At 67.2% G+C, this 25,763-nt stretch carries 26 protein-coding genes; 14 read left to right on the top strand and 12 right to left on the bottom strand.

Going from position 1 to position 25,763, the window contains the following annotated elements:
• Positions 1-499: 499 nt before the first annotated feature.
• Positions 500-1,993: a flavin-containing monooxygenase gene (locus ACQPW1_RS32435; RefSeq protein WP_433655621.1), complete on the top strand. Its 1,494-nt coding sequence runs from the start codon at positions 500-502 to the stop codon at positions 1,991-1,993.
• Here ACQPW1_RS32435 and ACQPW1_RS32430 read toward each other — a convergent pair.
• Entirely contained in the window at positions 1,990-2,655 is a 666-nt protein-coding gene (locus ACQPW1_RS32430) for a TetR/AcrR family transcriptional regulator (protein ID WP_433655619.1), read from the bottom strand. The genes ACQPW1_RS32435 and ACQPW1_RS32430 overlap by 4 nt on opposite strands.
• 137 nt (positions 2,656-2,792) lie before the next feature.
• On the opposite strand from ACQPW1_RS32430, the gene ACQPW1_RS32425 reads away from it, so the two are divergent.
• Both ACQPW1_RS32425 and ACQPW1_RS32420 read left to right on the top strand, forming a co-directional pair.
• Entirely contained in the window at positions 2,793-3,668 is an 876-nt protein-coding gene (locus ACQPW1_RS32425) for a metal-dependent hydrolase (RefSeq protein WP_433655617.1), read from the top strand.
• Positions 3,669-3,709: 41 nt separating this feature from the next.
• Entirely contained in the window at positions 3,710-4,735 is a 1,026-nt protein-coding gene (locus ACQPW1_RS32420; protein WP_433665390.1) for a PDR/VanB family oxidoreductase, read from the top strand.
• 224 nt (positions 4,736-4,959) lie between these two features.
• On the opposite strand, the gene ACQPW1_RS32415 is transcribed toward ACQPW1_RS32420, so the two are convergent.
• Positions 4,960-5,634, bottom strand: a complete 675-nt coding sequence (locus ACQPW1_RS32415; protein ID WP_433655615.1) for a TetR/AcrR family transcriptional regulator — start codon at positions 5,632-5,634, stop codon at positions 4,960-4,962.
• A 172-nt stretch (positions 5,635-5,806) separates the two neighbouring features.
• Between ACQPW1_RS32415 and ACQPW1_RS32410 the strand changes: the two genes are divergently transcribed.
• Together ACQPW1_RS32410 and ACQPW1_RS32405 are read left to right on the top strand one after the other, a co-directional pair.
• Positions 5,807-7,378, top strand: a complete 1,572-nt coding sequence (locus ACQPW1_RS32410; protein ID WP_433655613.1) for a succinic semialdehyde dehydrogenase — start codon at positions 5,807-5,809, stop codon at positions 7,376-7,378.
• 31 nt (positions 7,379-7,409) lie between these two features.
• On the top strand, positions 7,410-8,240 hold the full coding sequence (locus tag ACQPW1_RS32405; protein ID WP_433655611.1) for an SDR family oxidoreductase: 831 nt from the start codon (positions 7,410-7,412) through the stop codon (positions 8,238-8,240).
• Positions 8,241-8,243: 3 nt separating this feature from the next.
• Here the strand turns inward: ACQPW1_RS32405 and ACQPW1_RS32400 are convergent, their stop codons facing one another.
• On the bottom strand, positions 8,244-9,041 hold the full coding sequence (locus ACQPW1_RS32400; protein ID WP_433655609.1) for a putative protein N(5)-glutamine methyltransferase: 798 nt from the start codon (positions 9,039-9,041) through the stop codon (positions 8,244-8,246).
• Between the two features lie 126 nt (positions 9,042-9,167).
• Entirely contained in the window at positions 9,168-10,037 is an 870-nt protein-coding gene (locus tag ACQPW1_RS32395) for a YdcF family protein (protein WP_433655607.1), read from the bottom strand.
• Between the two features lie 239 nt (positions 10,038-10,276).
• Between ACQPW1_RS32395 and ACQPW1_RS32390 the strand changes: the two genes are divergently transcribed.
• On the top strand, positions 10,277-11,128 hold the full coding sequence (locus ACQPW1_RS32390) for a bifunctional 5,10-methylenetetrahydrofolate dehydrogenase/5,10-methenyltetrahydrofolate cyclohydrolase (RefSeq protein WP_433655605.1): 852 nt from the start codon (positions 10,277-10,279) through the stop codon (positions 11,126-11,128).
• Between the two features lie 177 nt (positions 11,129-11,305).
• Here the strand turns inward: ACQPW1_RS32390 and ACQPW1_RS32385 are convergent, their stop codons facing one another.
• Positions 11,306-11,509 (bottom strand): hypothetical protein, encoded by a 204-nt coding sequence (locus ACQPW1_RS32385; protein WP_433655603.1) that lies wholly within the window; start codon positions 11,507-11,509, stop codon positions 11,306-11,308.
• Between the two features lie 25 nt (positions 11,510-11,534).
• On the opposite strand from ACQPW1_RS32385, the gene ACQPW1_RS32380 reads away from it, so the two are divergent.
• The 5 genes from ACQPW1_RS32380 (at position 11,535) to ACQPW1_RS32360 (ending at position 16,022) form a co-directional block, all read left to right on the top strand.
• Positions 11,535-12,254, top strand: coding sequence for a GntR family transcriptional regulator (locus ACQPW1_RS32380; protein ID WP_433655601.1), 720 nt, complete (start codon positions 11,535-11,537; stop codon positions 12,252-12,254).
• Positions 12,255-12,380: 126 nt separating this feature from the next.
• A complete protein-coding gene (locus ACQPW1_RS32375; protein WP_433655599.1) occupies positions 12,381-12,923 on the top strand; it encodes a thiamine pyrophosphate-binding protein in 543 nt (180 codons plus the stop codon).
• A 2-nt stretch (positions 12,924-12,925) separates the two neighbouring features.
• Positions 12,926-13,516 carry a thiamine pyrophosphate-dependent enzyme gene (locus tag ACQPW1_RS32370; protein ID WP_433655597.1) on the top strand — a complete coding sequence of 197 codons (591 nt, stop codon included), beginning with the start codon at positions 12,926-12,928 and terminating at the stop codon, positions 13,514-13,516.
• Complete coding sequence (locus ACQPW1_RS32365; protein ID WP_433655595.1) at positions 13,513-14,892, top strand: aldehyde dehydrogenase family protein; 1,380 nt, start codon at positions 13,513-13,515, stop codon at positions 14,890-14,892. The genes ACQPW1_RS32370 and ACQPW1_RS32365 overlap by 4 nt, the downstream gene beginning before the upstream one ends.
• Positions 14,889-16,022: a mandelate racemase/muconate lactonizing enzyme family protein gene (locus ACQPW1_RS32360; RefSeq protein WP_433655593.1), complete on the top strand. Its 1,134-nt coding sequence runs from the start codon at positions 14,889-14,891 to the stop codon at positions 16,020-16,022. Before ACQPW1_RS32365 ends, ACQPW1_RS32360 begins: the two co-directional genes overlap by 4 nt.
• 9 nt (positions 16,023-16,031) lie before the next feature.
• On the opposite strand, the gene ACQPW1_RS32355 is transcribed toward ACQPW1_RS32360, so the two are convergent.
• Positions 16,032-16,790: a hypothetical protein gene (locus ACQPW1_RS32355; protein ID WP_433655591.1), complete on the bottom strand. Its 759-nt coding sequence runs from the start codon at positions 16,788-16,790 to the stop codon at positions 16,032-16,034.
• A 170-nt stretch (positions 16,791-16,960) separates the two neighbouring features.
• On the bottom strand, positions 16,961-17,386 hold the full coding sequence (locus tag ACQPW1_RS32350) for a MarR family winged helix-turn-helix transcriptional regulator (protein ID WP_433655589.1): 426 nt from the start codon (positions 17,384-17,386) through the stop codon (positions 16,961-16,963).
• An 84-nt stretch (positions 17,387-17,470) separates the two neighbouring features.
• On the opposite strand from ACQPW1_RS32350, the gene ACQPW1_RS32345 reads away from it, so the two are divergent.
• The gene (locus ACQPW1_RS32345) at positions 17,471-19,228 is read left to right on the top strand and encodes an ABC transporter ATP-binding protein (protein ID WP_433655587.1); all 1,758 of its coding nucleotides are present in this window, start codon (positions 17,471-17,473) and stop codon (positions 19,226-19,228) included.
• Positions 19,229-19,234: 6 nt separating this feature from the next.
• Here the strand turns inward: ACQPW1_RS32345 and ACQPW1_RS32340 are convergent, their stop codons facing one another.
• From ACQPW1_RS32340 to ACQPW1_RS32330, 3 genes are all read right to left on the bottom strand, one after another.
• Positions 19,235-20,137: an alpha/beta hydrolase gene (locus ACQPW1_RS32340; RefSeq protein WP_433655585.1), complete on the bottom strand. Its 903-nt coding sequence runs from the start codon at positions 20,135-20,137 to the stop codon at positions 19,235-19,237.
• A 203-nt stretch (positions 20,138-20,340) separates the two neighbouring features.
• Positions 20,341-21,060, bottom strand: coding sequence for a L,D-transpeptidase (locus ACQPW1_RS32335; protein ID WP_433665389.1), 720 nt, complete (start codon positions 21,058-21,060; stop codon positions 20,341-20,343).
• 317 nt (positions 21,061-21,377) lie between these two features.
• Entirely contained in the window at positions 21,378-21,815 is a 438-nt protein-coding gene (locus ACQPW1_RS32330) for a winged helix-turn-helix transcriptional regulator (protein WP_433655583.1), read from the bottom strand.
• Between the two features lie 66 nt (positions 21,816-21,881).
• On the opposite strand from ACQPW1_RS32330, the gene ACQPW1_RS32325 reads away from it, so the two are divergent.
• Positions 21,882-22,802, top strand: coding sequence for an NADP-dependent oxidoreductase (locus ACQPW1_RS32325; protein WP_433655581.1), 921 nt, complete (start codon positions 21,882-21,884; stop codon positions 22,800-22,802).
• Between the two features lie 4 nt (positions 22,803-22,806).
• Here the strand turns inward: ACQPW1_RS32325 and ACQPW1_RS32320 are convergent, their stop codons facing one another.
• Together ACQPW1_RS32320 and ACQPW1_RS32315 are read right to left on the bottom strand one after the other, a co-directional pair.
• Complete coding sequence (locus ACQPW1_RS32320; RefSeq protein ID WP_433655579.1) at positions 22,807-23,772, bottom strand: TIGR03557 family F420-dependent LLM class oxidoreductase; 966 nt, start codon at positions 23,770-23,772, stop codon at positions 22,807-22,809.
• Positions 23,773-23,840: 68 nt separating this feature from the next.
• Complete coding sequence (locus tag ACQPW1_RS32315) at positions 23,841-24,500, bottom strand: cyclodeaminase/cyclohydrolase family protein (protein WP_433655577.1); 660 nt, start codon at positions 24,498-24,500, stop codon at positions 23,841-23,843.
• A gap of 144 nt (positions 24,501-24,644) precedes the next feature.
• Here ACQPW1_RS32315 and ACQPW1_RS32310 point away from each other — a divergent pair, with 144 nt between their 5' ends.
• Positions 24,645-25,682 carry an LLM class F420-dependent oxidoreductase gene (locus ACQPW1_RS32310; RefSeq protein WP_433655575.1) on the top strand — a complete coding sequence of 346 codons (1,038 nt, stop codon included), beginning with the start codon at positions 24,645-24,647 and terminating at the stop codon, positions 25,680-25,682.
• Positions 25,683-25,763: the final 81 nt, after the last annotated feature.

Raw genomic sequence — 25,763 nt, 5'->3', positions numbered from 1 at the left:
GGACACTACCCGACGGTAACTAGGAATGCCTATGACGCGGATCCGGGCGTGAGAGGCGGTGTGGAAGTACATGTTCCGTGAAGTATCACTAACTGGTGATCGACTGGCTATGACGGGCTGTCGTAGCCCGATCGGGCCGAATAACGCGGGTCGCCAACGGTTTTCGGGTCTGCTGCGTGAGCGCGGGGCGGTGTTGTGTATTGCGACAGTCTCGCGAACGAGCGAATGCTCAGCTAACTTGCTGTCTCGGCGGAACAATGGTTGACGCGCCACGGTGATGTGAGTGACTTCACTGCGAGTTGCGCAGTTGAATACCGTTCGGTCTCGCCGGAGCACCCCTTTTTGTACAACGCTTAACTATGTTGCGCCCGAACAGAATCCGTGCAAAGCGGGCGACGGCAATGGGATAGATACATCCCACGATTCATTCGGCTGCGTCGGTGCAACTGTCTGGGTCGTAGGCTGGGGTCGCACGCCCCGCCTAGTCGAGGAGAGAACGATGACAACCGCTGCTGAGCACATCGATGTGCTCATCGTCGGCGCCGGACTGTCCGGCATCGGCGCGGCCTATCATCTGCAGCGGGCATTCCCGCGGCGGACCTACGCGATCCTGGAGGGCCGCGAGTCGATCGGCGGAACCTGGGATCTGTTCCGCTATCCCGGAATTCGCTCCGACTCCGACATGTACACCCTGGGTTACCGGTTCAAGCCGTGGCTGGGCGACAAGTCGATCGCCGACGGCGACTCCATCCTCGACTACGTGCGAGATACCGCCGCGGAGAACGGCATCGATCGGCACATCCGCTTCCAGCATCGGGTGCGGCGCGCCGAGTGGTCGACGGCGGACAACCGCTGGACCGTGCGGGCCGAGCGCACCGACACCGGCGAAACCGTCACGCTGACTGCCGATTTCTTGCTTTCCTGCGCAGGCTACTTCCACTACGACGAGCCCTACGTGCCGGATTTCGCGGGCACCGAGCGCTTCGCCGGACCCGTGGTACACCCGCAGTTCTGGCCCGCGGACCTGGACTACGCGAACAAGAAGGTGGTGCTGATCGGCAGCGGCGCCACCGCCGTCACGCTCGGCCCCTCGCTCACCGAGCAGGGCGCGCACGTGACCATGCTGCAACGCAGTCCGAGCTACATCGTTTCCCGGCCCGCTCGGGACAAGATCGCGATGAGGGTGCGCCGCTACCTGCCGCCGCGCGCGGCCTACGCGGTGGTCCGGGCCAAGAACGTGGCCTTCTCGACGACGATGTATGAACTGAGCCAACGTTATCCGGCCTGGATGCGCGAACGCATCCGCGGTCTCCAGCAACGCTGGTTGCCGCCGGACTACGACATCGACACGCATTTCACGCCCAGCTACAACCCGTGGGATCAGCGACTCTGCCTGGCCCCCAACAACGATTTCTTCCGCGCCATCCGCAAGGGCAAGCTGGACATCGTCACCGACCGGATCGAGACGTTCACCGAGACCGGGCTGCGCTTGGCCTCGGGCGCGACGCTGGACGCCGATATCATCGTCACCGCAACGGGATTGAACCTGCTCGCCTTCGGCGGCATGGACCTCGTGGTGGACGGGCGGACGGTGACGCTGTCGGACAGCATGGCCTACAAGGCGATGATGCTGTCGGATGTGCCGAACTTCGCGTACACCATCGGCTATACCAACGCGTCCTGGACGCTGAAGGCGGATCTTGTGTCCGAGTACGTCGTTCGGTTGCTGCGGCACATGGACGCGCGCGGCTATGTGCGCTGCACGCCGGTGCGTGACCCGTCGGTCGGCGCCGAATCGTTGTTCCTCAACTTCAATCCCGGCTATGTGCAGCGATCCGCGAGCCAGTTCCCGATGCAGGGCGACCGTGCGCCGTGGCGACTACGGATGAACTATCTGCGCGACCTGATCACGCTGCGGCACGGGTCGATCGCCGACGAGGCGCTGAGCTTCGAGCGGGCCGGGCACACCGAGCCGGTGGCGGCGCGGGACTAGGCGCCGGTGCTCGCCGAAGAGCGGGCCCTGGCAACGTGTTCCAGCACGGTCGCGGCGTGTTCGTCGAATCGTTCACGGGAAACCGGGATCTCGCCGTCCAGCCAGGGCCGGTAGAGGTAGGCCAGCGCGCCGAAGATGGCGCTGGCATTGAGTGCGTTGTCGTACTCGTCGGGTGCGGAATTCGAGTAGTCTCCGGCGCCGATCGTCAAGGCGATCGGCGCCGTGAATAACCCGATCAATTCGTTGGCGCGCGGCATCAGCACCGGGGTGGCTTGCGATTCGATGAACATGATCCGGCCGCGGCGGCGATCCTCGGTGAGGTAGTCGGTGAAGACGCCGACCATGTGGCGGAACATGGCGTCGCGTTCGATCGGCGCGGTGGGTAGCGCATCGAGTAGTCGGTCGCGGGCGCCGAGGACGACGGTGTCGAGCACGGTGATGAACAGCGCGTCCAGGTTCGCGAAGCTCTCGTAGAAATAGCGCTCGGTGAGCCCGGCCTGCCTGCAGACGCCGCGCATCGACGTCTCGGCGGCGCCGACGGTGGCCATCAGCTCGGTGCAGGCCTCGATGAGCTGCTCACGGCGGCCGGCCACCCGATCGGCGGGTGACCGTCCGCGCCAGCGGCGCATGCCCGGGATGGACCCGTCGTCTTCGGCGACCATGGCGTCATCCTCTCACAGCCCCGGTGTTGACATCAGGTGATGTTGACAGCAGTCGATGTCAGCAATAGGTTTGCCTGGATGCTGGGCTGTATTGCCCGGGTTGTTGGGTTTCGCCGATCAGAGATGAGGGATGCGAGATGGGCTCTTCTGTCTATGCCGATCAGGCGCACGCGATCAACGCACGCGACGTCACGTTCGACTTCGACACGGTGCCGATGCATTACATCCCCGGCGAGGTGATGGCGACCCACATCATCAACGTGATGCACCTGGTGTTACCCGAGGGGGAGCGGGCCATGGCGCAGGCACTGGCCGAGGCGTTACCGCTGATCGAGGACGAGCGGCTGCGCGAGGAGGTGCGCGGCTTCATCGGACAGGAGGCCATGCACGCGAGTTCGCATGAGCTGGCACGCAATCAGCTGGAGCGGCTCGGCCTCGACGTGCGCCCGATGGTGGATCGTGTTGCGTGGCTTGTCGATCGGGTGCTCGGCGACAACGACATGTCCGGTCGGGCCAAGCATGCGTGGTTGTGTGAGCGGCTGGCGTTGTTCGCCGGGATGGAGCACTACACCGCCGTGATCGGCGAATGGTTGCTGACCAACGACACTTTCGTGGCGAAGGGGATGCATCCGGCGATGCTGGATCTCATCCGCTGGCACGGCGCCGAGGAGGTCGAGCACCGCAGCGTGGTCTACGACGCGTACATGTACGTCGACGGTGGGTACGGTCGCAAGGCGCGGCAGGCGGTGATCGCGAGCACGGGATTGCTTGTGCTGTTCGTCATTTCGGGCGGCTACCTGTTCTACAAGGACCCCTCGCCGCAGAAAGGCAGATTCTGGCCACTACAACTGGCCAGTGCCTCACTGCGCGGCGTGGTGCCGAACTTCACCACCTTCTTCACCGAGATCCCGCGGTACCTGCGGCCGGGATTCCACCCCTCACAACTGGGTCCGATGGACAACGCCCTGCGCTACCTCGCGCAGTCGCCCGCGGCCCGGGCGGCCGACGCGTGACGGCCGTGGAGGAGGGCTATCGGCCGGGTCCCGGCCTGCGGATGATCGCCTCGGCGGCGGACGCGTACAAGCGGGTGTTCACCGAAGGAAGTACGGCGCAACTGCTTTCGCGTCCGCAGCCGGTACGGCACACGGGGTACGACTTCGCGGTCGTCATCGATCGGATCGAGGATGAGGCGGACGGAGTTGTCAGCCTGATCCTGACCGATCCGGACGGCGCGCTGTTGCCTGCCTGGACGCCAGGTGCGCACCTCGACGTGGTTCTCCCGTCCGGGCGGCAGCGGCAGTACTCGCTGAACAGTGATCCGGCCGATCGTCGGAAGTATCGAATTGCGGTGCGCTACAGCGCCGATGGTGGCGGCGGGTCGAAGGAGATCCACGAGCAGTTGCGCGTCGGTGACCGGCTGTCGGTGCGCGGGCCGCGCAACGCGTTCACGTTCATCGAGGCGCCGCGGTATCTGTTCGTCGCCGGTGGCATCGGGATCACGCCGATCCTGCCGATGGTCGCGGCGGCGGAGCGGGCCGGAATACGCTGGCGGCTAATGTATTTGGGTCGCTCGCGAGCGCGGATGCCGTTCCTGTGCGAGCTGGCGTTGCTGACCGGTGGCGATGTGGTGGTCCGGCCGGACGACGAATTCGGCATGCCGGACCCGCGGATGATCTTCGAGCAGACACCGACCGGCGCGGCGGTGTACGTCTGCGGGCCACCGCCATTGGCCGAGGCGGCGCTGCAGGTGCTGTCGCTGCACGACCCGACGGCGTCGTTGCACACCGAGCGGTTCTCGCCGATGCCGGTGCGCGATGGCGCGCCATTTCGTATTCTGTTGCGCCGCAGTGGAACCGAAGTGGACGTGGCGGCCGACGAGTCCGCGCTCGCCGCGATCCGGCGGCAGCTGCCCGGCGTCGCCTACTCGTGTCAGCAGGGGTTCTGCGGCACCTGTCGCGTAGGCGTGGCGGCGGGCGAGGTCGATCATCGGGACCGCTTCCTACCCGACAGTGAGCGTGACCGTTCGATGTTGACCTGCGTATCCCGTGCGCGCGGTACGGAACTCGAACTAGACCTGTGAACTCGTCGACCAACGACGCTCGCCGAGTTCGCGGGCCAGCCACCCGCTGGCCCACCCAGCCAACCCGGCACACGACCGCGCGGAGCGAAGCAGCCTTGGCCTGACGCGCACGTTTCGGTGCGCTGCGCACGAAATCGCTAGCGGATTCGTGCGCGGCTAGCGGATTCGTGCGCAGCGGGTGTCATCGCGCGGCGGGGCGCAAGTGTGCGACGTCGGGTGCGGCGTCAAGGACCAGGGAAGATGCCCGGCAGATTCATCGCGTATTCGAGGTCGGCGCGGGTGCCGAGGGTGGTCAGCAGTACGCGGATCATCGTAAGACGCGCCTCGGCAACGGTTTCCGCGTCCGGCTCGGCGCCGGGCGCGGTACCGGCGGAGATCCGGTAGACCACGTACTCGCAAACATGCAGTGCGGCATCGAGATCCAGCGGGCTCGGGACGGGGCGGCCCAGTTCGGTGAACGTCGTACGGACCAGCGCGCGGATATCGTCCAGTGCCCGTTCTCGATACGCCGACACCGGCGAGGCCGGGTCGTGCAGCTCGGCGAACAATGGGCGCAGCATGGCACCGTGGCCACCGGCCCAGTCCAGGTAGGCGTCGATCAGCCGGATGCCGAGCTCTACGGGTTCGTCGGTGCCGGTCAGCGCCGCCCCGATGCCGTCGACCAGTCCGTCGTTCGAGGTGTTGAGCAGTACGTGCAGCGGCTCCGTCGCATTGCCGAAGTAGCGGTAGAAGGTCGGCCGCGCCAGCCCTGCCTGCTCGATGATCTGTGCGACACTCAGCCCGCGGGACCCGTTGCGAGTGAACACCTCGGCGGTGGCGAGCACGATCCTGGCGCGGACCTCCTCGGCCTGCTCCTGCGTCTGCGGTGGTCTACCGCGCCGCGTCGTCGCCTCGGTCATCGTGCCCCTTGAAAGACATGGTGCTGGCTCACAGCCGACAGCCCGTCATGTCTGTGTTCCATGACGAAGAGCTTGACACGAGGTGTGGCACGCCTATTAATCTAACACTAGTGTTCAGTTAAAGGCGGGCGCGTTTCCGGCTCGTCCGACCGTCCCAACGAGAGGGCCGACAATGACGACCGCCCCCCAGCTCGCCGCCGCAGACGCGTTGCCGTCGTCGCTGGTCCAGCCGTTGCTCGACCGTGCGGTCGCGGGTGGCGCGCCCGCGGTCGAGGTGTTCGCGCCCGCCACCGGACGCAAGATCGCCGACCTGCCGCAGTCCTCGGTCGCCGATATCGACCGCGCCTTCGCGACGGCCCGCACGGTGCAGCAGGAGTGGGCGCGCCGCCCGATCCGCGAGCGCGCCGCGGTGCTGCGCCGGTTCCACGACATCGTGCTCGCCGAGCAGGATGTCATCCTCGACATCGTGCAGACCGAGACCGGCAAGTCGCGCGCGCACGCCTTCGACGAGGTCGGCGATGTCGCGGTCAACGCCAGGTACTACGCGCAGGTCGCCGCGAAACTGCTGGCCACCCGCAAGCCGCGCGGCGTGCTGCCGGTGCTCACCCAGGTCGACGTGCGGCACCGGCCGAAGGGCGTCGTCGCGGTGATCTCGCCGTGGAACTACCCGCTCGCGCTGGCCGCCTCCGACGCACTCCCTGCTCTGGTCGCGGGCAACGCCGTGGTGGCGCGACCGGACAACCAGACCGCGCTCACCGCACTCTGGGCAATCGACGCCGCCGAACGCGCCGGACTGCCGAGCGGGCTGTGGCAGGCGGTGCTCGGGCGCGGCTCGGTGATCGGCCGCGAGGTGATCGGGCGCGCCGACTACGTCGACTACACCGGTTCCAGTGCGACCGGCCGCACCATCGCGCAGCAGGCGGGGGAGCGGCTCATCGGCTACTCGCTCGAACTCGGCGGCAAGAACCCCCTGGTGGTGCTCGCCGACGCCGATGTGTCCCGGGCCGCCAAGATCGCCATCCGCGCCTGCTTCGCCTCGGCCGGGCAGCTGTGCGAAGCGATGGAGCGAATCTATGTGCACGACAAGGCGTATGACCAGTTCGTCACCGAATTCATCGAGCACGTTAAGGGAATCGCGCTCGGCGGCGGGCTGAACTACGACAACGACATGGGCTCGCTGACCTTCCCGCGCCAATTGGACACCGTCCGTTCGCATGTCGACGATGCGGTAGCCAAGGGCGCCACGGTGCTGGCCGGTGGCAAGCACCGCCCTGAGCTCGGTCCGTACTTCTACGAGCCGACGGTGCTGAGCGGCGTGCGTCCCGGCATGACCGTGTATCGCGAGGAGACCTTCGGTCCGGTCGTCTCGATCTACCGGGTCGGCAGCGACGACGAGGCGGTCGAGCAGGCCAACGACACCGCCTACGGGCTCAACGCCAGCGTCTGGACCAAGGACATCGGCCGCGGTCGCGAGGTCGCGGCGCGGATCAACGCCGGGTCGGTGAACGTCAACGAGGGCTTCATCGCGGCCTGGGGCAGCGCCGACGCGCCGTCCGGCGGGCTCGGCATCTCCGGCACCGGGCGCAGGCACGGCGCCGAGGGTCTGCTGAAATACATCGACACCCAGACCATCGCGGTGCAGCGGATGCTGCCGATCGCGCCGCTGCCCGGCATGTCCGAGGAGCTGTGGGCCAAGACCATGACCTTCTACTTCGGTCTCATGAAAACACTGCGCCAGAAGTAACTTTCAGCGACATCGACAGGGATAGGGACGGATGAAACTCGACACGGTTGCGGGTAAGAAGGTGCTCGTCACGGGTGCCGCGATGGGACTCGGCAAGCTGTTCGCCGAGCGCGCGGTGCGCGAGGGCGCGGCCGCGGTGGTGCTGTGGGATATCAACGAGGTCGCGCTGAAGGAGACCGCCAACGAGCTCACCGGGCTGGGCGGCACCATCCACCACTTCGTCGTCGACGTGTCCGCGCCGGACGCCATCGCCGAGGCGGCGGAGTCGGTGCGCGCCGAGGTCGGCACCATCGACGTGCTGGTCAACAACGCGGGCATCGTGCGCGGCAACAACTACTTCTGGGACACCGAGAACCGCGCCGACATCGAGAAGACGATGGCGATCAACGCGCACGCCCCGATGTACGTCACCCTGGAATTCCTGCCCGCCATGGTGGCCGGTTCGACCGAGGCGCGGGTGCTGACCATCGCGTCTTCGGCCGGGCTGGTGTCGAATCCGCGGATGAGCGTCTACGCGGCCTCCAAGTGGGCGGCGCTCGGCTGGTCCGACTCGGTGCGCATCGAACTGGAGCAGGCGGGCCACGAGCACGTCAAGGTCACCACCGTCTGCCCGACCTACATCAACACCGGAATGTTCGACGGCGCAAAGGGTTTCCTGTTCACCCCGATCCTGGAGCAGGACGAGGTGGTCGACACCTCGTGGCGCGCGATGAAGAACGGCAACCCGCTGGTGATCCTGCCGTGGACCTCCCGCCTCAACAAGGCGTTGTCCGGCATCCTGCCGATCAAGCTGCGCGACCTGTTCCTCAACACCGTCGGCGTGTACCACTCGATGGACGAGTTCACCGGTCGCAAGAAGTAGGGACTAGCGGGTGGGCCGGGTGCCGATGACGACCGTGGCGTAGTGCTCGTCGGATTCGGCGATCCGGCCCGTGAGGCCGTGCTCGGCCAGCACCTCGACGGCCACGGGTGCCTGCGCCTCGCTGGATTCGATCAGTAGCTGACCGCCCGGGGCGAGCCAGGACCGGGCGGCCGCGGCGACCCGGCGGAAGATGTCCAGGCCGTCGGGTCCGCCGTCGAGGGCGGTGCGTGGCTCGTGGTCGCGGGCCTCCGGCGGCATCCGCGCGATCATGTCGGACGGGACGTACGGGGTGTTGGCGAGCAGGATGTCGATGCAGCCGAGCAGTTCCTCGGGCAGCGGCTCGAAGAGGTCGCCCTGGTAGACCGGCGCGCCGATCGGGGTGAGGTTGCGGCGGGCGCAGTCGACGGCGGCGGGGTCGATGTCGGCGGCGGCGAGGGTGACCGGGGTGTGCTCGGCGGCCAGCATGGTAGCCAGCGCCAGACCCAATGCGCCTGAGCCGCAACACAAATCGACGACTACCAGATGACGTTTGCGGGCGCGGGCCAAATCTGCGGCCGCCTCGACGAGGAATGCGGAGCGCTGGCGTGGCACGAAAACGCCGGGCGCCACCGCGACCCGGAGGCCATGGAACTCGGCCCAGCCGAGCAGGTATTCGAGGGGAGTGCCAGCGACCCGCTGCGCCACCAGTGCGTCCAGCTCCGCGTCGGTTGCCGCGGCGGCGATGAGCAGGCGCGCCTCGTCCTCGGCGAAGACACAACCCGCCGCGCGTAAGGCCGCGACCACCTCGGTACTAACTGCCATCACCTGGACATACTGCCGTGCGAGGCCGCGCTCGGGCCACCGGTTTTTCCGGTGACCTCGGTCTCGACGGTCGGCGCGCACCCGGGATCCGCCTTGTCGCGCGGGTCCCGGGTGACAGCGCTGACCTCAGCGCGAAGTGTCCAACTCGAACGTGCGGGTGGCGTCGAGGTAGATGCCGCGCTGGGATTGCCTGGCCGGCGGCGGCAGCTGGGAGACCAGCTGTTCCAGCGAGGTGGTCGCGCCGACCACCTGGGTGCCCGCCACGATGAAGTCGGCGACGGCGCGCCGGATGTGGTTGGGCGAGGTGACCACCACCGCGCTCGTCGCGCCGACGTCACGCAGCAGCTTGGTGCTGAACAGGGCGTTCTGCACGGTCGACCCGGCGCGACCCTCCACATGGATCCGGGTCGGCGGCACGCCGTGGCCGATCAACCAGCCCGCCATCGCGTCCGCCTCGGTGATGCCGTTCTGCGGGTTGCCGCCGGTCACCACGATGGGAGACATGGGTGCGGCGATCGATTGCAGCCAGGCCGCGGTCAGCCGGTTCACCAGCTCGGGGCGCAGTGCGCCGTCGGGCAGCAGGCCGTAGCCGAGCACGACGATGCCGGTCTGCGGACCGATGAGAGCCGGTAGCGGATTCGGCAGGGTGCCGACGGCCGCGGTGATGGCGCTGAGCACGTTTGACGTGCCCGCCGCCATGCCGGGGTCGACGACGTTGAGCCGGGCCATCGCATCGGCGAGGGCGGGCAGGTCACCCGCGTAGTGCGACCAGATGGCCTGTAGCGAGAGGGCGTCGGCGTCGGCAGGATCGGCGCCGATGAGGTTGCGGAGGTCGGCGCGACCGGCGACGTCGTTGCCGTCGGTGAAGTTGCGCTGGGCGGAGTTGTAGAGGGCGTCGGTCTCACCGGCATGCGCCGGGACGCCGGCTAGGCCGGTGACGATGATGGCCGCGAACAACGTGGCGGCTAGATGTTTCCAGTGCCTCGATATCTTCACTACAGTCGACACCTTTCCGCAAAATGCTGTGGGCACGCTGGGTGCTCGGCAAGAATCGGGTAGGGCACGTGCTGGCAGTTAGCCGTGGCCAAGCATGATCACGATACGGCGGCGTGATCTGGAAATCGCGTATTTGCCGGGCGGATTCTGCGGCTTATTTCCGGCATCGGGACAAACCGGGCGCGGCTTGTCGGGCGCAGTCATCGCCACGTTCGGCGGCCCCGATAAGGTGTGACAACGTGGATACCGTTTCGCTGACCGGCAAGGAACTCGCCGCCGCCATCAACGCCGACACCAAGCAGCGCGCCGCCGCGCGCACCGAGGCGGGCGCCGCGCCGCGCCTGGCTCTGATCGTGGCGAACGACGACCCGGCCAGCGCCTGGTACGTGAACTCGCTGCGCAAGGCCGCCGAACGTCTCGGAATCGCCTGCGACACCGTCGATCTCGGCGCCGACGCGACCGCGGACACGATCCGCGCGGAACTCGCCGCGCGCAGCGCGGACAGCGCGACCGACGGCATCATGCTGCAGACGCCGCTCCCCGCGGGCATCACCCTCGAAGACGTCAGCTCCGCGATCGCCGCGACCAAGGACGTCGACGGCGTGAGCCCGCTGTCGCTCGGGCTGCTCGCCTCCGGGCTGGACGGCTTCGTGGCCGCGACCTCCGAGGCCGTCGTCGAGTTGCTGAAGCACCACGAGATCCCGCTGTCCGGTCGGCATGTCGCGGTCGTCGGCCGGTCCAACGTCGTCGGCAAGCCGCTCGCGCAGCTGCTGCTCGCCGAAAACGCCACGGTCACCATCTGCCACTCGCGGACCACCGACCTGCCCGCCGTCACCTCCTTCGCCGACATCGTCGTCGCCGCGGCGGGCCGCATCGGCCTGGTCACCGGCAAGCACGTGCGTGAAGGCGCGGTCGTCGTCGACGTCGGCACCAACGAGGCCGCCGACGGCAGCATCGTCGGCGATGTCGACGCAGACTCCGTGCGCGGCAAGGCCGCCGCGCTCAGTCCGGTGCCCGGCGGCATCGGGCCGGTCACCACCGCGCTGCTCATGCGTCACGTTGTCGTCGCGGCGGAGAACGCGAGCCGCTAACAATCCGGGGAGAGTCTCTCCGCACGCTCGATCACGGCCGGTCCGGGCCAGCATTGCGAACCCCGGACCGGCCGTCGTCGTTTCTGGGCCCGCTGCCCGGAGAACGACGGGCAGCCGACGGGTGGCGCATTTCCGCTATCTCCCTGCGGCACCTCTGCGAGACTCTTGTGCGTCAGGTCACAGCGTTAGTAGCAAGGACGCGTCCGGCGGGCACACCAGCTTCGCCATCGCGGTGATGATCCTGGCCAATGTCGGCGCGCTGATCGTGGTCGGCACGCTGGCCGTGCGGGCGCGGGCCCGTCGCGCCGCGGCGGTACCCGCTGCCTGAGCGGCTATGCTGGGGAATCGTCCGAGGTCGGTGTGCCACGGGCGATTTCCCATTGCTCTCGCTCCATGAAGAGGTGCCTTGTCGCAGGACGCGGTAGACAGCAAGTCCGAGCAGATCGCTGCCGAAATCCGGGACGCGATCCGGCAAGGGCGGCTCGAGCGCGGCATCCTCTACTCGTCCCGCGAGCTGGGTGAGCGCTTCGGCGCCTCGCGGACGCCGGTGCGTGAAGCACTGCTGAAGCTGGCCGATCTGGGCCTGGTCAAGATCGAACGCAACCGCGGCGCACGGGTGCTCGGGCAGGACGGTCGCGGCATCGTCGACCTCTGCAGCCTGCGCGTGCTGCTGGAACCGCCCGCCTGCCGCAGCGCTGCCGCGGTGATGACCAGCCGCGACGACGAAGCCATGATGACCGAATACCGGATCATGGAGCGCACGGCCGACGGCGGCGCCGAGTACTTCGCGGCCGATGAGCGCCTGCACGAGTTGATCCTGCAGGCCAGCGGTAATCGCAGGCTGGCCAAGTTCGTCAACGAGCTGCGTCAGACGCTTTCCCTGGACGGCAGGCGCAGTGTGCCGCGCTATCAGCCGGTCGATACCGCGTTGAAAGACCACTGGGCCATCATCGAGGCGCTGCGCAAGCGCGATGGTGTCGGTGCCGAGCGCGCGATGCGCAAGCACCTGGTGCGGTCGGGCGATCTGCTCGTCGCGCACAGTAGCGACGACAACCGCGGCCTGGTCGCGGAATGGCGGCGCTGGGTGTCGGTGTCGGTGCCCGAGGGCGATCAAGTCACCTACTGACGGTGCTGTTCGAAACTGGATAGGTGTCACTCGTAATCGAGTGTTGCATGCTACTCATGATGAGTAGTATGTTGCAGACACCAAGTGGGCTGCGATTCGGCAGCCGGTCCGGCGAAGGGACATTCGGTGAATTCCAACTCGTATGCGACGTCCGTCGCCAGAGGCATCTGGGCGGCGGAGGTCGATCTGGTCGGGTACGTGCCATCGGTCAGCGTGGCACCCGTCATCACGGCGCTGGTCGACAGCAGCGGCGGCGAAGCGGGCATCTCGGAGCGGGTGTTCCCGCTTTCCCGGGAAGAAGAGGCGGCCGGGCTGATCGGCGCGCTACCGCTGACCGGGAAGCTTGGCGCGATCGTTATGCAGGACAACGGTTTCGGCAATGCGCTGACCGCGTTGACCACGTTCAACCTGGCCTACCACCTGCCGATGCTGATCGTCGCGAACACCCGCGGCGGGCTCGGTGAGTACAACTCGATGATCCACACGTTCAGCCAGCACGTGCCCGGCATGCTCGACCAGTTCGGGATCCAGACCTTCCAAATCGACCGGCGCAGTGGTCCAGAAGATTGGGAAGCGGTGGTCACCGAGGCTGGGATGCATGCCCGCATGACCTTTCGGCCCGTGGTGGTGCTCGCGCACTTCTGGGCGACCGACGGTAAGGCGGCTTGATCGTGAAACGCATTGACGCACTGCGGATTATCGCCGCGCAGACCAGCGACCTGCCCGTGGTGGTGACCTGTGCCGCCTCCAGCCGAGAGCTGGCGGCGGTGGCGGATGGTCCGAATCACTTGTATCTGCTCGATGCGATGGGGCTGGCGGGTTCCGTCGCCACCGGGGTCGCGCTGGGTATCGCGGACACCGATGTGCCGAAGGTGGTGGCGATCGAGGGTGACGGATCGCTGCTGATGAACCCGAATGTGCTGCCGACAGCAGGCTTTCTGCGACCTTCGAAGCTGGTGATGGTGTTGCTGGACAACGATGTGTACGGCGCGACCGCCAATCTGCCGACCTACGGTTCGCGAATCGACTTGGGGGAGTTGGCTGCTGCGGCCGGTTGGACCGTGCGCCGCGCAGCTGATCCCGAGGAGCTGGGGGAGCGGTTGACGGAAGTGCTGACCCTGGACGGCCCGGTGTTCCTGCATGTGCGTATCGCGGTGGGCAATGCCACCGGCGTGCCGAAACTGCTGGAGAATCCGGTGATCCTCGGGCGGCGCTTCCAGGATTGGCTGGCGACTCGATCCAAGGTGAAGGCGGGCCGATGATCACGACGATCAATCCTGTCGACGGAAGCCCCATCGAGACATACTCTTTCACTCCCGACCATCAGCTGTCCGCGCTGCTGAACCGGGCCCTCGTCGCCGCACGCCGGGCCCTCGACGAGCCGGTCGTGGACCTTGCCGATCGGTTGCGGTTGCTGGCCGCCCGGCTGCGTGCAGATTCGCAGGTGCTGGCCGCGCTGATCACCATCGAGATGGGCAAACCGATCACGCAGGCGGTCGCCGAGATCGAAAAGTGCGCGCTCACCTGCGACTACTACGCCGACCGCGTCGCCGATCTCGTTGCGCCGCAAGCGGTCGACGTGTTCCCCGACGGCGGCCAGATCCGCACCCGGCCGCTTGGCGTGATTCTGGCGATCATGCCGTGGAATTACCCGTTCTGGCAGGTCTTCCGGTCGATGCTGCCCGCGATCGCGATCGGCAACACGGTGCTGCTCAAGCACGCCGACAATGTCACCGGTTGCGCGTTGGCGGTGCAGCGACTGTTCGACGAGGTGTGCGGCACGGGTGTGCTGACCAGCGTGCTGCTGCCGCCGGACCGGATCGGCCCGCTCATCGATGATCCGCGCGTCGCGGCGGTGGCGTTCACCGGCAGCAACCGCGTCGGCGCCATCGTCGGCGCGCGGGCGGGCCGGGCGGTCAAGAAGGTCGTGCTGGAACTCGGCGGGTCCGATCCGTTCATCGTGCTGTCCGACGCCGAGGTGACCGACGCGGCGGCGGCAGCCGTGCGTTCCCGGTTCCTCAATGCCGGACAGAGCTGCATCGCCGCGAAGCGAATCATTGTCGAGCGGAACATCTTTCCCGAGTTCGCCGAGGCGATGGTGGCCGAGCTCGGCAAGCTGGTCGTCGGCGATCCGGCGCTGCCGGGCACCGATCTCGGGCCGATGGCGCGTGCCGATCTGCGCGACGAGTTGCGCAGGCAGCTGACCGCGACGGTGGCCGGCGGTGCCGAGGTACTGGCCGGTGGCGCAGACGATTCCGGCCCCGGCGCGTGGTTCACGCCGACCATCGTCGAGGTGCCCGACACGTATTCCGTTGCGTTCCAAGAGGAAACCTTCGGTCCACTCGGCGCGCTGCTGCCGGTCGGCTCGGCGGCCGCGGCGCTGACCGCCGCCAATGCCTCGGCGTTCGGCCTCAGCTGCTCGATCTGGGGCCGTGACCTGGGCCGGGTCGAGCAACTCGCGGCCAATATCGCGACCGGATCCGTCTTCGTCAACCGCATCTCCGAATCCGACCCGCGCCTGCCCGTCGGCGGGGTCAAGGCCAGCGGGCACGGCCGCGAGCTGAGCAGCTACGGCGCCACGGAATTCGCCAACATCCAGGCGGTACGCACCGCCCAATCCGCGAGGAGCAGTCGATGACCATCACCCGAATCTCAGCCCGCGTCGTCGGCATCCCGGTCGACAAGCCGACCCGAATGTCCAACCGCGACTTGACCGATCGGCACTACGTCCTGGTCGAGGTCACCGACGACACCGGCGCGACCGGACTCGGCTACACCTACGCCGGAACCAGCGGCGGCACGCTGACCAAGTGCGCGGTCGACGACGTGCTCGCGCCGGTCTACCTCGGCGCCGACCACAACGACGTGCACGGACTGTGGAGCCTCGCGTACCAGGAGGCGCTGCTCGCGGGCCGCCGCGGCGCCGTGCTCCGGGCCTTGTCCGCGATCGACATCGCGCTGTGGGACCTACGCGCGAAACGAGCCGGGCTACCCCTGGTCAGCCTGCTCGGCGGCTCGACGAGCCCGCTGCCCGCCTACGCGTCCGGCGGCTACTACCGGCCGGACGAAGGCGAGTGGACCCAGGCCGTCCGCAAGGAGATCGAATTCAATGCGGGCCAAGGCTTTACCGATCACAAGATCAAGGTCGGCGGCCTGAGTGTGGCCGAGGACGCGCGCCGGGTCGCGGCCGCGATCGAGGCAATCGGCGACACCGGCAGGCTCGCGCTCGACGCCAACAACGCCTACCGCTCCGTGCACGAAGCACGCCGCGCCATCGAGGCTTTCGAGCGCGCGGCCGGTGACCGGGAGCTGTGGTGGTTCGAGGAGCCCCTCTCGCCGGACGCGATCGCCGGGCACGGCGAGCTCGCCAAGCAGATCCGCACGCCGGTCGCCACCGGCGAAATCCACCAGACCCGTTGGGAATTCCGGCAACTCATCGAGGCGGGTTCGGCCTCGGTGTTGCAGGCCGACGCAGGTGTGGTCGGCGGGGTCACCGAGTGGCTGCGGGTCGCGCACGCCGCCGATGCCTTCGGCCTGCAGATGGCGCCGCACTGGCATCACAACCTGCACGTCCACCTGTGCGGAGCGGTCAGCAACACGCTGGTCGTCGAGTACTTCGCGCTGGAGAAGGGCATCTACAACTTCGAGCAGCTGCTCACGCTCGAGACGCGGCTGCAATACGGGTCCAATCAGGTGTTCGTGCCGCAGCGTCCCGGGCTCGGCATCGAACTCGACGAGGAAGTCGTCGCCAAGTACGAGTTCGCCTGAGCGCCAAGGCTATTGGCCGGGGCTGATGGCGCTGATGAGGGTACGTCCGTCGTCCTTGGTGGTGGTGACGAGCTGCGGGTTGTAGGTGACCGGCGTGCGTCCCGGGCGGTTCTCGGTGACGACGACCATGTACTGGCCGGCGAACGCGCCCGGGGTGATCGCGACGCAGTAGGTGGTGCCCGCCGGAACGGTGTCGATGCCCCGCTGGATGGCGTCCGCGGGTTCCACCGCCGCGTCAGGGGTGGTCGCGGCGCGGGCCTCTTCACCGGATCGCGTGACGTAGTACGCGTGCTGGAAGGCGAAGATCGCGCCGGGGCCCGAGTCGAAACTGCCGGGATCGTTGCCCTTGATCCGGTTTCCGACGCGCTCGGCCGTACACGGTACGCCCGCGGAGGCGGCGGGGTCGGCGATCCGCGGGGTGCTGGTCGCCACCGAGGACGGTTCGGCGCCGCCGCTGAAGAAGACGAAGGCGGCGGCGGCCACGGCTGCCGCGCCGAGTACGCCGAGCACCGGCACCGCCCAGCGGCGGGCCGATCGGTTCCGCTTGGACCGATCGATCAGGCCGCTGAACTCGTCCTCGAAGTGGTCCGGTTCGTAGTCCGGTTCCGGCTCCGGTTCGTAGCGGGGCGCCCGGTCGACCCAGTCGGAGTACTCACCCTGGTACCTGTCATCCGGCGCGTACCGCTGTTCCGGCACACCACGATTCATCATCTGCGGCCCCCGCCCATAGTCGTATCCGGGCTGTGAGCCCATCTCCGGTCGATCCATCGCCCCGCCTTCGTCAGGTCATATCGCCAGGTTATCCGCACCGTTCCCGAAATGCAGCAACGCGTAGACGCGTATGTCCAGCCGACTCGCTGTCGCTTGAGGCAGAATACTGCCCGTTTGCTGACAACGGGGTACCCCCGGGGGATACCGGCCAGTAAGTCCGGATTGCGCTAGACCGTAGCGGAATCCAAAGTGGCCAGTAGGTCTCGCAGGGTTTCGCGTTGGTCGGCGGTGAGTGTGGCGAAGAGTTCCTCGGCGGCCTCGCGGCGGGCCTCGGCCATCTGGGTGAGGGTGGCGCGGCCGGATTCGGTCAGTGTCACGAGGGTGGCGCGGCGGTTGGCGGGGTCGGGGGCGCGGGTGACCAGGTCGGCGGCGGCGAGGGCGTCGACGACCGTCGTTGCCGAGCGGGGCACGATGCCGAGGCGGTCGGCCAGTGCGGTCATCCGCAGCGGTTCCTCCTGGTGCGCGATGATGCGCAACGCCCGCGCCTGGGCGGGGGTGAGGCCGAGCGGGGCGAGCCGGCCCACCTGGTTGCGCCGGATCCGTTTGGCGGCGCGCAGGAACAGTTCGGGCAGGTCGGTGTCGGCGGACTCCATGATTCTGAGCATAACTCATTGTTTCGGGAACAATTATGAGTCATGCTCAGTTTCATGACGTAGTTTCCTCGGAAGGAGGCGCCTATGCAGCCCCCACATCATCTTCGCCGGATCGTCCGGTTGTTCCGGCCCTATCGGGCCCGGCTGTCCCTCGTGGCCGCCCTCGTTTGCCTGTCCTCGGTCGTCGCCCTGGCCTCGCCGTTCATGCTGCGCGCGGTGCTCGACGACGCGCTCCCGCACGGGCGCACCGGTCTGCTGACCCTGCTCGCCGCGGGCATGATCGCGGTCGCCGCGCTGACCAGTGTGTTCGGCGTGCTGCAGACCTACATCTCGACCACGGTCGGCCAGGACGTCATGCACGACCTGCGTTCCGCCGTCTACGCGCAGCTACAGCGAATGCCGTTGTCCTTCTTCACCAAAACCCGCACCGGCGAGGTGCAGTCGCGCATCGCCAACGACATCGGCGGCATGCAATCGACCGTCACGTCCACCGCGACGTCGCTGGTCTCGAACTTCACCACGGTGGTCGCGGCGGTGACCGCGATGATCGTGCTCGACTGGCGGCTCACCCTGGTCTCGCTGGTCATGCTGCCGTTCTTCGTCTGGATCAGCCGCCGTGTCGGCAGTGAACGCCGCAAGATCACCGGTCAACGGCAGGAGAAGCTGGCCGGGATGTCGGCGATCGTGGAGGAGTCGCTCTCGGTGAGCGGCATTCTGCTCGGCCGCACGATGGGGCGTTCGCCCGCGCTGGTCGACAGTTTCGCGCGGGAGTCGCGCGGGCTGGTCGATCTGGAGATTCGCGCCAGCATGGCGGGACGGTGGCGGCAGTCGACCATCACGATCGTCATGTCGGCGATGCCCGCGGTCATCTACTGGGCGGCGGGGCTCAGCGTGACTGCTGGGAAGCCGCTGGTTTCGATCGGCACGCTGGTGGCGTTCACCACGCTGCAGACCACGTTGCTGCGGCCGATGGTGCAGTTGCTGTCCACCGGCGTCGAGGTGCAGAGCTCGATGGCGTTGTTCGGCAGGATCTTCGAGTATTTGGATCTGAAGCCCGATATCGAGGAGCCCGCTCGGCCCGTCGCGCTCGGCAAGGTCACGGGAGCCGTGCGGTTCGACCACGTCGGGTTCTCGTATGGGTCGGGGAACCGAGATGTGCTGAGCGACATCGACATCACCGTGCCTGCCGGGTCCAGCCTGGCCATCGTCGGCGAAACCGGTTCCGGCAAGACCACTCTCGGTTATCTCGTGGCGCGGCTCTACGACGTTAGCTCCGGTCGGATCACCATCGACGGAAAAGACGTGCGCGACTTGTCCTTCGCCGATCTCGCCGCCGCCGTCGGTGTGGTGTCCCAGGAGACCTACCTGTTCCACGCCACCGTCGCCGACAACTTGCGGTTCGCGAAACCCGATGCGACGGAACAGGAATTGCACGACGCGGCCCGCGCCGCGCAGATCCACGAGCACATCATGAGCCTGCCCGACGGCTACGACACCCTGGTCGGTGAGCGCGGCTACCGGTTTTCCGGTGGCGAGAAGCAGCGGCTCGCCGTGGCCCGCGCCGTGCTGCGCAATCCACCGATCCTGGTGCTGGACGAGGCGACCAGTGCCCTCGATACCCGGACCGAGCAGGAGGTGCAGCAGGCCATCGACGCGCTGTCGGTCGATCGCACCACGATCACCATCGCGCACCGTCTGTCGACCATTCGCGATGCGGACCAGATCGTCGTGCTCGATCACGGACGCATTGTCGAATGTGGATCGCACGACGAGTTGATGGAGCTCGACGGTCGCTACGCCGCGCTGCTCTCCCGTGATGATGCGTTGATCGAGGCGGCTTAGCCGGGTTCAGCTCGGGCGTAGGTGTTCGACCAGGAAGGTGGTCTCGTCGGCCACCACCTTGTCGAAATCGGGGGATACGTAGATGTCGAAGTGGCCTGTCGGGTATTCGTGCACCTCGACGTTGGGTCCGGCGGCTGCCGCATAGCGCAGGGTGCGGCGGGCCGGGGCAACGGAGTCGTTCAGGCAGACGCCGAGGAAGACCGGGACCTCGATCTTGCGCAGGCTGCGGCCGGGGCGATAGAGGGGGACGGCCAGCCCGATCCGGGAGGCGACGGCGTTGGGGTGGGTGAACCCCGCGGGTACCAACGCGTTGTATCCGGTGGCGACGTCCGGTGCGTTCATCAGTGCGGTCTCGCCCGGCTTGCCGGTGAGCGGGACGGTGACCGGCGGCCTGCGCAATACCGCCGCGCCGAGGTCCAGGACCGCGCGGGTGGCGACCGCGAGCAGCGGCCGAAGTCCGACGCCGGGGGCCGAGGCGGGACCGTCTGTGAACGGGCATTGTGCGACGACAGCGGCGATCCGGCGGTCCTGCGCGGCCACCCGCAACACATGGCCGCCGCTGAAAGATGTTCCGAACAAAGCGATTCGAGACGAATCTATGCCGTCGAGAGTGGCCGCGTAGTCGATCGCCGCCGACCAATCGGCGAGCTGGCGGCCGATGCTCAACAACTGTCGTGGTTCGCCGTCGCTCGCGCCGAAATGCCGATAGTCGAAGACCACCACGGCAATTCCCGCGGCGGCGAACCGCTCGGCAAACGCATCCAGCCGCATTTCCTTCACGGCGCCCAGGCCGTGCGCCATGACCACGACCGGTAGCGCGTCGCCCGTGGTCGCCGGGCGATACAACCAACCCCGGATCGTGCTGCCGTCCGACTGGAATTCGATATCCGAGCGGGGTGCGGTCGTCATCTGTCAGCTCCTGCCACGTCACAGCAACTGAGACCTAGTGTCTCATTCACTCGATCATGTCATGAGCGGGAGCCGCGGGCGATCCGACGATCATGTCATGAGCGGGAGCCGCGGGCGATCCGAGCGATGGTGCCCGGCCCGGACCCGCGGGCCGCCGAGGCGGTGCGCAGGGTCACGGGTGCGAGATACGGTCGCCGCGATTACTAGTGCAGCGTGACCGGGTCGCCGACATTGATGGTGTGGTACACCCATTCGGCGTTTTCCGGGGACAGGTTGAGGCAGCCGTGGCTGACATTCGTATTGCCCTGATCCTCGACCGACCATGGCGCGGAGTGGATGTAAACGCCACCCCACGTGAGGCGTTCGGCGAATTCACCGTTGATCACATAACCCTCGGGTGAGCTCAGCGGAATGCCGATGGTCCGGGAGTCGAACACGACGTTGCGCGCCTTCTCCAGCACCGGGAAGGTGCCCGACGGGGTCGGGTACTTCGGCTTGCCGTACGAGGCGGGCATCGTCCTCGGGATGCCGCCGACGGTGAGGGTGAACGTATGTGCAGACATGTCGCCGTCGCCGAAAACACCTGCGTTGGTGTTGAATTCGGTGCGGGCATTACCCGCGCCGACGGTGATGCGGGCGTTCGCGGGCAGGAAGCCGGTCGGCGTCCACACCGCCTCTCGGTCATTGGTCCACGCGAACGTCCCGGTCAACGGTTCCGTAGCCCTGATACTGATACTTTGCTCAGCTTTGGCGCGGTCAGCGATTTGCGCCGCGAATCGAATGGTTATCGGGTGGGCAACGCCCACCACCTGCCCATCCGAGGGTCCGATCGCTTCGACCGAACTCGCTGTTGTGGTGTTTCCGATCAGCGTCGCTGTTGCCGTTCCCGACCAGAACACGGCCAAAACCGCAATCAAGATCATTAGGAACAGATATCGGATTACATTTCTCATGAGCTCCACCCCTTCGAGGTGGTGGGTAGGCAAGCAAACTAAATTCTAGGCCGCATGATCAACTCGATCTACGAATCGATCCCAGCCGTGCCGCAGTCGTAACCGACCACCATGCCCCTCCCTATGCTGCCTACCCCCGCCCTGCACTACCAAACCCACCCCTTCCCTTATCGCACGACCGTTCATACAGAACGACATCGTGCGGCCCATCAAGATCAAGGGGAAATGGTGCTGGCATCGGTCGAGAGAGCTCCGGCATCAGTTCCCCATGATCTTGAACGAGGCGGTCAGGAGGTGAGGGGTTGGGGGGTGGGGCGGGTGTCGAAAGTTGCTCGGGCGGCGAGGATTTGGTGTTGGTGTTGGTCGGACCAGGTGCCGAGGGTGTGGGCGATGGCGCCGAGGCTTTCGCCAAGAGGGGTGAGGGAGTATTCGACTTTGGGTGGGACGGTGGGGTAGACGGCTCGGTGGACGAGGCCTTCGCGTTCTAGGTTGCGGAGGGTGCGGGTGAGCATCTTCTGGGTGATGCCGTCGAGGCGGCGGCGGAGGTCGTTGAAGCGGACGGGGGTCTTGTTGTCGCGTAGGACGCTGAGGACCAGCAGCACCCACTTGTCGGCGAGCACGGCGAAGATCTCGCGGGCCGGGCAGTTGTGCAGGTAGCTCTCGACCAGATTGGGAGCGAAGGAGCAGTTGCTCTCGTCCAGGTCGGGCGTGTGGGCAGTATCCATTGGGTACCTCGGGATCATGAAGGTGCCTTCTTTCCAATTGATACTAAGCGCCGCAGAATCGTTGGCATGTTGGCAATCATTCAACGCACACACGGCGGTCCGGACGTTCTGGAGACGGTCGAGGTGGCTCGGCCGCAGCCGGGACCGGGGGAGGTGTTGGTGCGGGTCGCCGCGACCAGCGTGAACGCGGCGGACTGGAAGGTCCGGGAGGGGCAGGTGCGCGAGCTCGGAAGTATGCCGCTGACACTGGGATTGGACGTTTCCGGGATCGTCGAGGAGGTCGGGTCCGGCGTGGAACGGTTTCAGGTCGGCGACGCCGTCTATGGGATGGTGATGGGCGGTGCGAACGCGGAATACCTAGTGGCGCAGGCGTATACGTTGGCGCTGAAACCGGCGAGTCTGGACCACATCCACGCGGCAGCTTTGCCCGTGGCGGCATCGACCGCGTGGCAGGCGCTGGCCGCCGTCGGCGCGGGGCAGCGAATCCTGGTGCACGCGGCAGCCGGTGGTGTCGGTCATCTCGCGGTGCAGATCGCCAAGCACCGTGGGGCTTACGTGATCGGCACCGCACGCACCGCTAACCACGAGTATCTGCGGGAGCTCGGCATCGACGAGGTGATCGATTACACCGCAGTCGATTTCGCTGACACCGTCGGTGACATCGATGTCGTGCTCGATCTCGTCGGCGGCGAATACGGATCGCGTTCACTGCGCGTGCTACGTCCGAACGGCCGCTACCTCGACATGCAAGGCTCGGCTGCCGAGGCCGATCCGCGCGTTGAGACCGATCCGCGCTACGAACGCTTCTATGTCGAACCGTCGGGCGTCTCCCTGCGCGAGATCACGACCATGGTCGACCGCGGCTACCTCCGCGTCACGATCGATCAGGTCCTACCCCTCGCCGACGTCGCAAAAGCCCACCAGCTCAGCGAATCCGGCCGAGTCCGCGGCAAAATCGTACTGACAGCGTGGAATTCGCCCGCCTAGCTGATCAGCGAGGCGTGAGCTGCCGGAAGCGCGGCTCGAGTTCCTGCTGATAGAAGTCGATGAACCCATCCGGATCCGGCCCGGCGTTCTGCATGACGAGATGATCGAACCCCGCGTCGACGAACTGCTGGGCCACCTCGACGTAGCGGGCCGGGTCCGGACCGCAGGCGAACTGCTGCACCACATCCTCGATCCGCACCGTCTTGGACGCGGCATCGAAGTTGACCGGGTTCGGCAGTTCGCTCATCACCTTCCACCCGGTCAGCGCCCACCGGCTGGTCTCGAGCACGGCCTTGGCGGCGGTCTCCTCGTCGGTTGCCCAGGCCATCGGGACCTCCGCATACATCGGCCCGGAACCACCGGCCGCTCGATACCGGTCGACGATCTCGGATTTCGGTTCGGTGGCGAACAACCCGTCCCCGAGCTCGGCGGCGATCCGCGCCGAGGGCGGTCCGCTGGCGGCCACCGCGATCACCGGCAGTTCGTCGGGCAGATCGAACACCCGCGCATCCGAGAGCGACAGGTAGCGACCGTCGTAGGAGTGATACCCACCGCGCCACAGCAATCGAATGATCTCCAGCGCCTCGCACAGCATCTCCTGACGCTTGCGCACCTCCGGAAACTCCCGCGCGACCACGTGCTCGTTGAGCCGCTCACCGGAACCGACACCGAGGGTGAACCTTCCATCGGACACCAAAGCCAGCGTCGCCGCGGCCTGCGCGATGATCGCCGGGTGGTAGCGGACAGTCGGACAGGTCACCCCCGTCGCCAGCCCGATCCGCTCGGTCTGCGCGGCGATCGCCCCCAGCACAGTCCACGCGAACGGCGAATGCCCCTGCACATCGAGCCAGGGATGGTAGTGATCGCTCATCTCGACGAAGTCGAAACCGGCGGACTCCGCCCGAATCGCTTGGCGCATAAGCTCTTTCGGTCCGAAGGCCTCCGCGGCCAACTTGTATCCGATCTGCACGGCTACCTCCTCGGCTTGTCGGCTGCTCTCGCCGACTTACCCGGCCGCGCGGTCCGGAAACCCGCGAACTATCCGCGAACCGCGTGCACCACGTCGGCATGCAGGCCATCGGCCCGCGCCACGAGTTCTTCGATGCGCAGCAAAACGGGGGCGAACCGGTCACCCTCCTCGGCGGGCAGCGAGGTCACGTTGATCTCGATATTGAGCTGCGAGCTGGCGGCCGCGGCACGGCAGGCGTCGGCGGCGGCACCGATATCGGTGACCACGTTGGGGTTGCCGATCGGGAAGAGCTCGGTGGCGAGCGAGAGCACCTCGTCGGCCTCGTCGACCACCGCGGCGGGCACGCGCGCGGCCTCGACCAGTGCGGCATTGATCGTCGCGGTACGTTCGGCGATCTCCTCGGGCGTGGTCTTCGGCAGCTTGTAGGCGGCACCGACCGCGGTGAACGCGGCGGCATCGGCGTCGGCCAGGGCCAGCGAGCGAGCGCGGGCGGCGTCGGCGGCCTCGATGATGCGGTCGACCACCGGCCGGTTGTCGGCGTCCTTGGCCCGGGTGGTGTAGCGCGCGACCATCGCGACGAGCGCGGCGGCCTGCGCGGCATGCAGCGCGGCGACGGCCCCGCCGCCCGGTGCGGGAATCTTGGCGGCCAGGTCGGACAGGTACTGCGCGAGCGTTGCCTCGCCGAAGGAGGACACAGTTTCCTGGGACGAAGTGCTCGGCTGCGACACGGGGTGATGGCCTTTCATAGTGCGGCGAGGATAGGGAGTGCGCGGTCAACGCTACCGGTCCGGCCGCCGCCACTCGTTGCTGGACCGGCTCGGTACAGCGGTCCGGTGCGGCGCCGACCCGTAGCCGCCGTTATGTTGAGTGCTATGCGGATCGGATTGGGCATCAACTACTCGGGCGGTTTCAAAGAGGCGGCGGCGGAAGTCGCCGACCTGGAACGGGCCGGCCTGGACATCGTGTTCGTGCCCGAGGCGTATTCCTACGACGCGGTGAGCGCGCTCGGCTACCTGGCCGCGAAGACCACCCGGCTGGAACTCGCCTCGGGCATCTTGCAGATCTACACCCGCACGCCCAGCCTGACCGCGATGACCGCGGCCGGCCTCGACTTCGTCTCCGACGGCCGGTATATCCTCGGCCTCGGTGCGTCGGGCCCGCAGGTGATCGAGGGCTTCCACGGCGTGCCCTACGACGCGCCGATCGGGCGCACCAGGGAACTGGTGGAGATCTGCCGCAAGGTGTGGCGCCGGGAGAAGCTGGAGTACCAGGGCAAGTACTACCAGATCCCGCTGCCCGAGGGGCAGGGCACCGGCCTCGGCAAGCCCTTGAAGCTGATCAATCACCCGGTGCGCGAACGCATTCCGGTGCTGCTCGCCGCGATCGGCCCGAAGAACGTCGAGTTGACCGCCGAGATCGCCGAGGGCTGGCAGCCGATCTTCTTCCTGCCCGAGCAGGCGAAGCAGATCTGGGGCGAGTCGCTCGAGGCCGGTTTCGCCAAGCGTGATCCGCAGCTGGGCCCGCTCGAGGTCTACGCGAGCCCGGCGCTGGCCATCGGCGACAACGTCGAGCCGCTGCTGGAGTTCGTGAAGCCGCAGCTCGCGCTGTACATCGGCGGCATGGGCGCCAAGAGCAAGAACTTCTATCACGCGCTGGCCACCAAGTACGGCTACGGCGCCGAGGCCGACCGCATCCAGGAGCTCTACCTGTCGGGCAAGAAGGAAGAGGCGGCCAAGGTCGTCCCCGACGCGCTGGTCCGCGACATCTCGCTGGTCGGCCCGGCGAGCTACGTCAAGGAGCGGGTCGCCGCCTTTGCCGAAGCGGGCGTCACCGTGCTGAATGTGTTGCCGATGGCGGCTACGCCGGCCGAGCGGGTCAAGCTGATCGAGCAGCTCCGCGAGCTCTGCTGATCCTGCGCCGGGCGAAGGTGGGGGCCGAGAAGTGGATCCCCGCCTTCGCGCCGCGCGGAGCGATCGATCCGGGTTGAGCGC

The sequence above is a fragment of the Nocardia sp. CA-128927 genome (assembly GCF_050955855.1).
In the GTDB taxonomy this organism is placed as follows: domain Bacteria; phylum Actinomycetota; class Actinomycetes; order Mycobacteriales; family Mycobacteriaceae; genus Nocardia.
The sequence above is the reverse complement of the archived record's forward strand: the minus strand, read 5'-3'. Positions and strand labels throughout refer to the sequence as shown.

What these genes read in the sequence shown, in the direction of transcription:
- ACQPW1_RS32430 (WP_433655619.1), bottom strand. Translation starts at nt 2,655, where the DNA reads ATGGTCGCCGAAGACGACGGGTCCATCCCGGGCATGCGCCGCTGGCGC.
- ACQPW1_RS32345 (WP_433655587.1), top strand. Translation starts at nt 17,471, where the DNA reads ATGCAGCCCCCACATCATCTTCGCCGGATCGTCCGGTTGTTCCGGCCC.
- ACQPW1_RS32435 (WP_433655621.1), top strand. Translation starts at nt 500, where the DNA reads ATGACAACCGCTGCTGAGCACATCGATGTGCTCATCGTCGGCGCCGGA.
- ACQPW1_RS32325 (WP_433655581.1), top strand. Translation starts at nt 21,882, where the DNA reads ATGTTGGCAATCATTCAACGCACACACGGCGGTCCGGACGTTCTGGAG.
- ACQPW1_RS32360 (WP_433655593.1), top strand. Translation starts at nt 14,889, where the DNA reads ATGACCATCACCCGAATCTCAGCCCGCGTCGTCGGCATCCCGGTCGAC.
- ACQPW1_RS32310 (WP_433655575.1), top strand. Translation starts at nt 24,645, where the DNA reads ATGCGGATCGGATTGGGCATCAACTACTCGGGCGGTTTCAAAGAGGCG.
- ACQPW1_RS32425 (WP_433655617.1), top strand. Translation starts at nt 2,793, where the DNA reads ATGGGCTCTTCTGTCTATGCCGATCAGGCGCACGCGATCAACGCACGC.
- ACQPW1_RS32405 (WP_433655611.1), top strand. Translation starts at nt 7,410, where the DNA reads ATGAAACTCGACACGGTTGCGGGTAAGAAGGTGCTCGTCACGGGTGCC.
- ACQPW1_RS32340 (WP_433655585.1), bottom strand. Translation starts at nt 20,137, where the DNA reads ATGACGACCGCACCCCGCTCGGATATCGAATTCCAGTCGGACGGCAGC.
- ACQPW1_RS32350 (WP_433655589.1), bottom strand. Translation starts at nt 17,386, where the DNA reads ATGGAGTCCGCCGACACCGACCTGCCCGAACTGTTCCTGCGCGCCGCC.
- ACQPW1_RS32415 (WP_433655615.1), bottom strand. Translation starts at nt 5,634, where the DNA reads ATGACCGAGGCGACGACGCGGCGCGGTAGACCACCGCAGACGCAGGAG.
- ACQPW1_RS32365 (WP_433655595.1), top strand. Translation starts at nt 13,513, where the DNA reads ATGATCACGACGATCAATCCTGTCGACGGAAGCCCCATCGAGACATAC.
- ACQPW1_RS32410 (WP_433655613.1), top strand. Translation starts at nt 5,807, where the DNA reads ATGACGACCGCCCCCCAGCTCGCCGCCGCAGACGCGTTGCCGTCGTCG.
- ACQPW1_RS32330 (WP_433655583.1), bottom strand. Translation starts at nt 21,815, where the DNA reads ATGGATACTGCCCACACGCCCGACCTGGACGAGAGCAACTGCTCCTTC.
- ACQPW1_RS32420 (WP_433665390.1), top strand. Translation starts at nt 3,710, where the DNA reads ATGATCGCCTCGGCGGCGGACGCGTACAAGCGGGTGTTCACCGAAGGA.
- ACQPW1_RS32385 (WP_433655603.1), bottom strand. Translation starts at nt 11,509, where the DNA reads ATGGGAAATCGCCCGTGGCACACCGACCTCGGACGATTCCCCAGCATA.
- ACQPW1_RS32400 (WP_433655609.1), bottom strand. Translation starts at nt 9,041, where the DNA reads ATGGCAGTTAGTACCGAGGTGGTCGCGGCCTTACGCGCGGCGGGTTGT.
- ACQPW1_RS32335 (WP_433665389.1), bottom strand. Translation starts at nt 21,060, where the DNA reads ATGATCTTGATTGCGGTTTTGGCCGTGTTCTGGTCGGGAACGGCAACA.
- ACQPW1_RS32355 (WP_433655591.1), bottom strand. Translation starts at nt 16,790, where the DNA reads ATGGATCGACCGGAGATGGGCTCACAGCCCGGATACGACTATGGGCGG.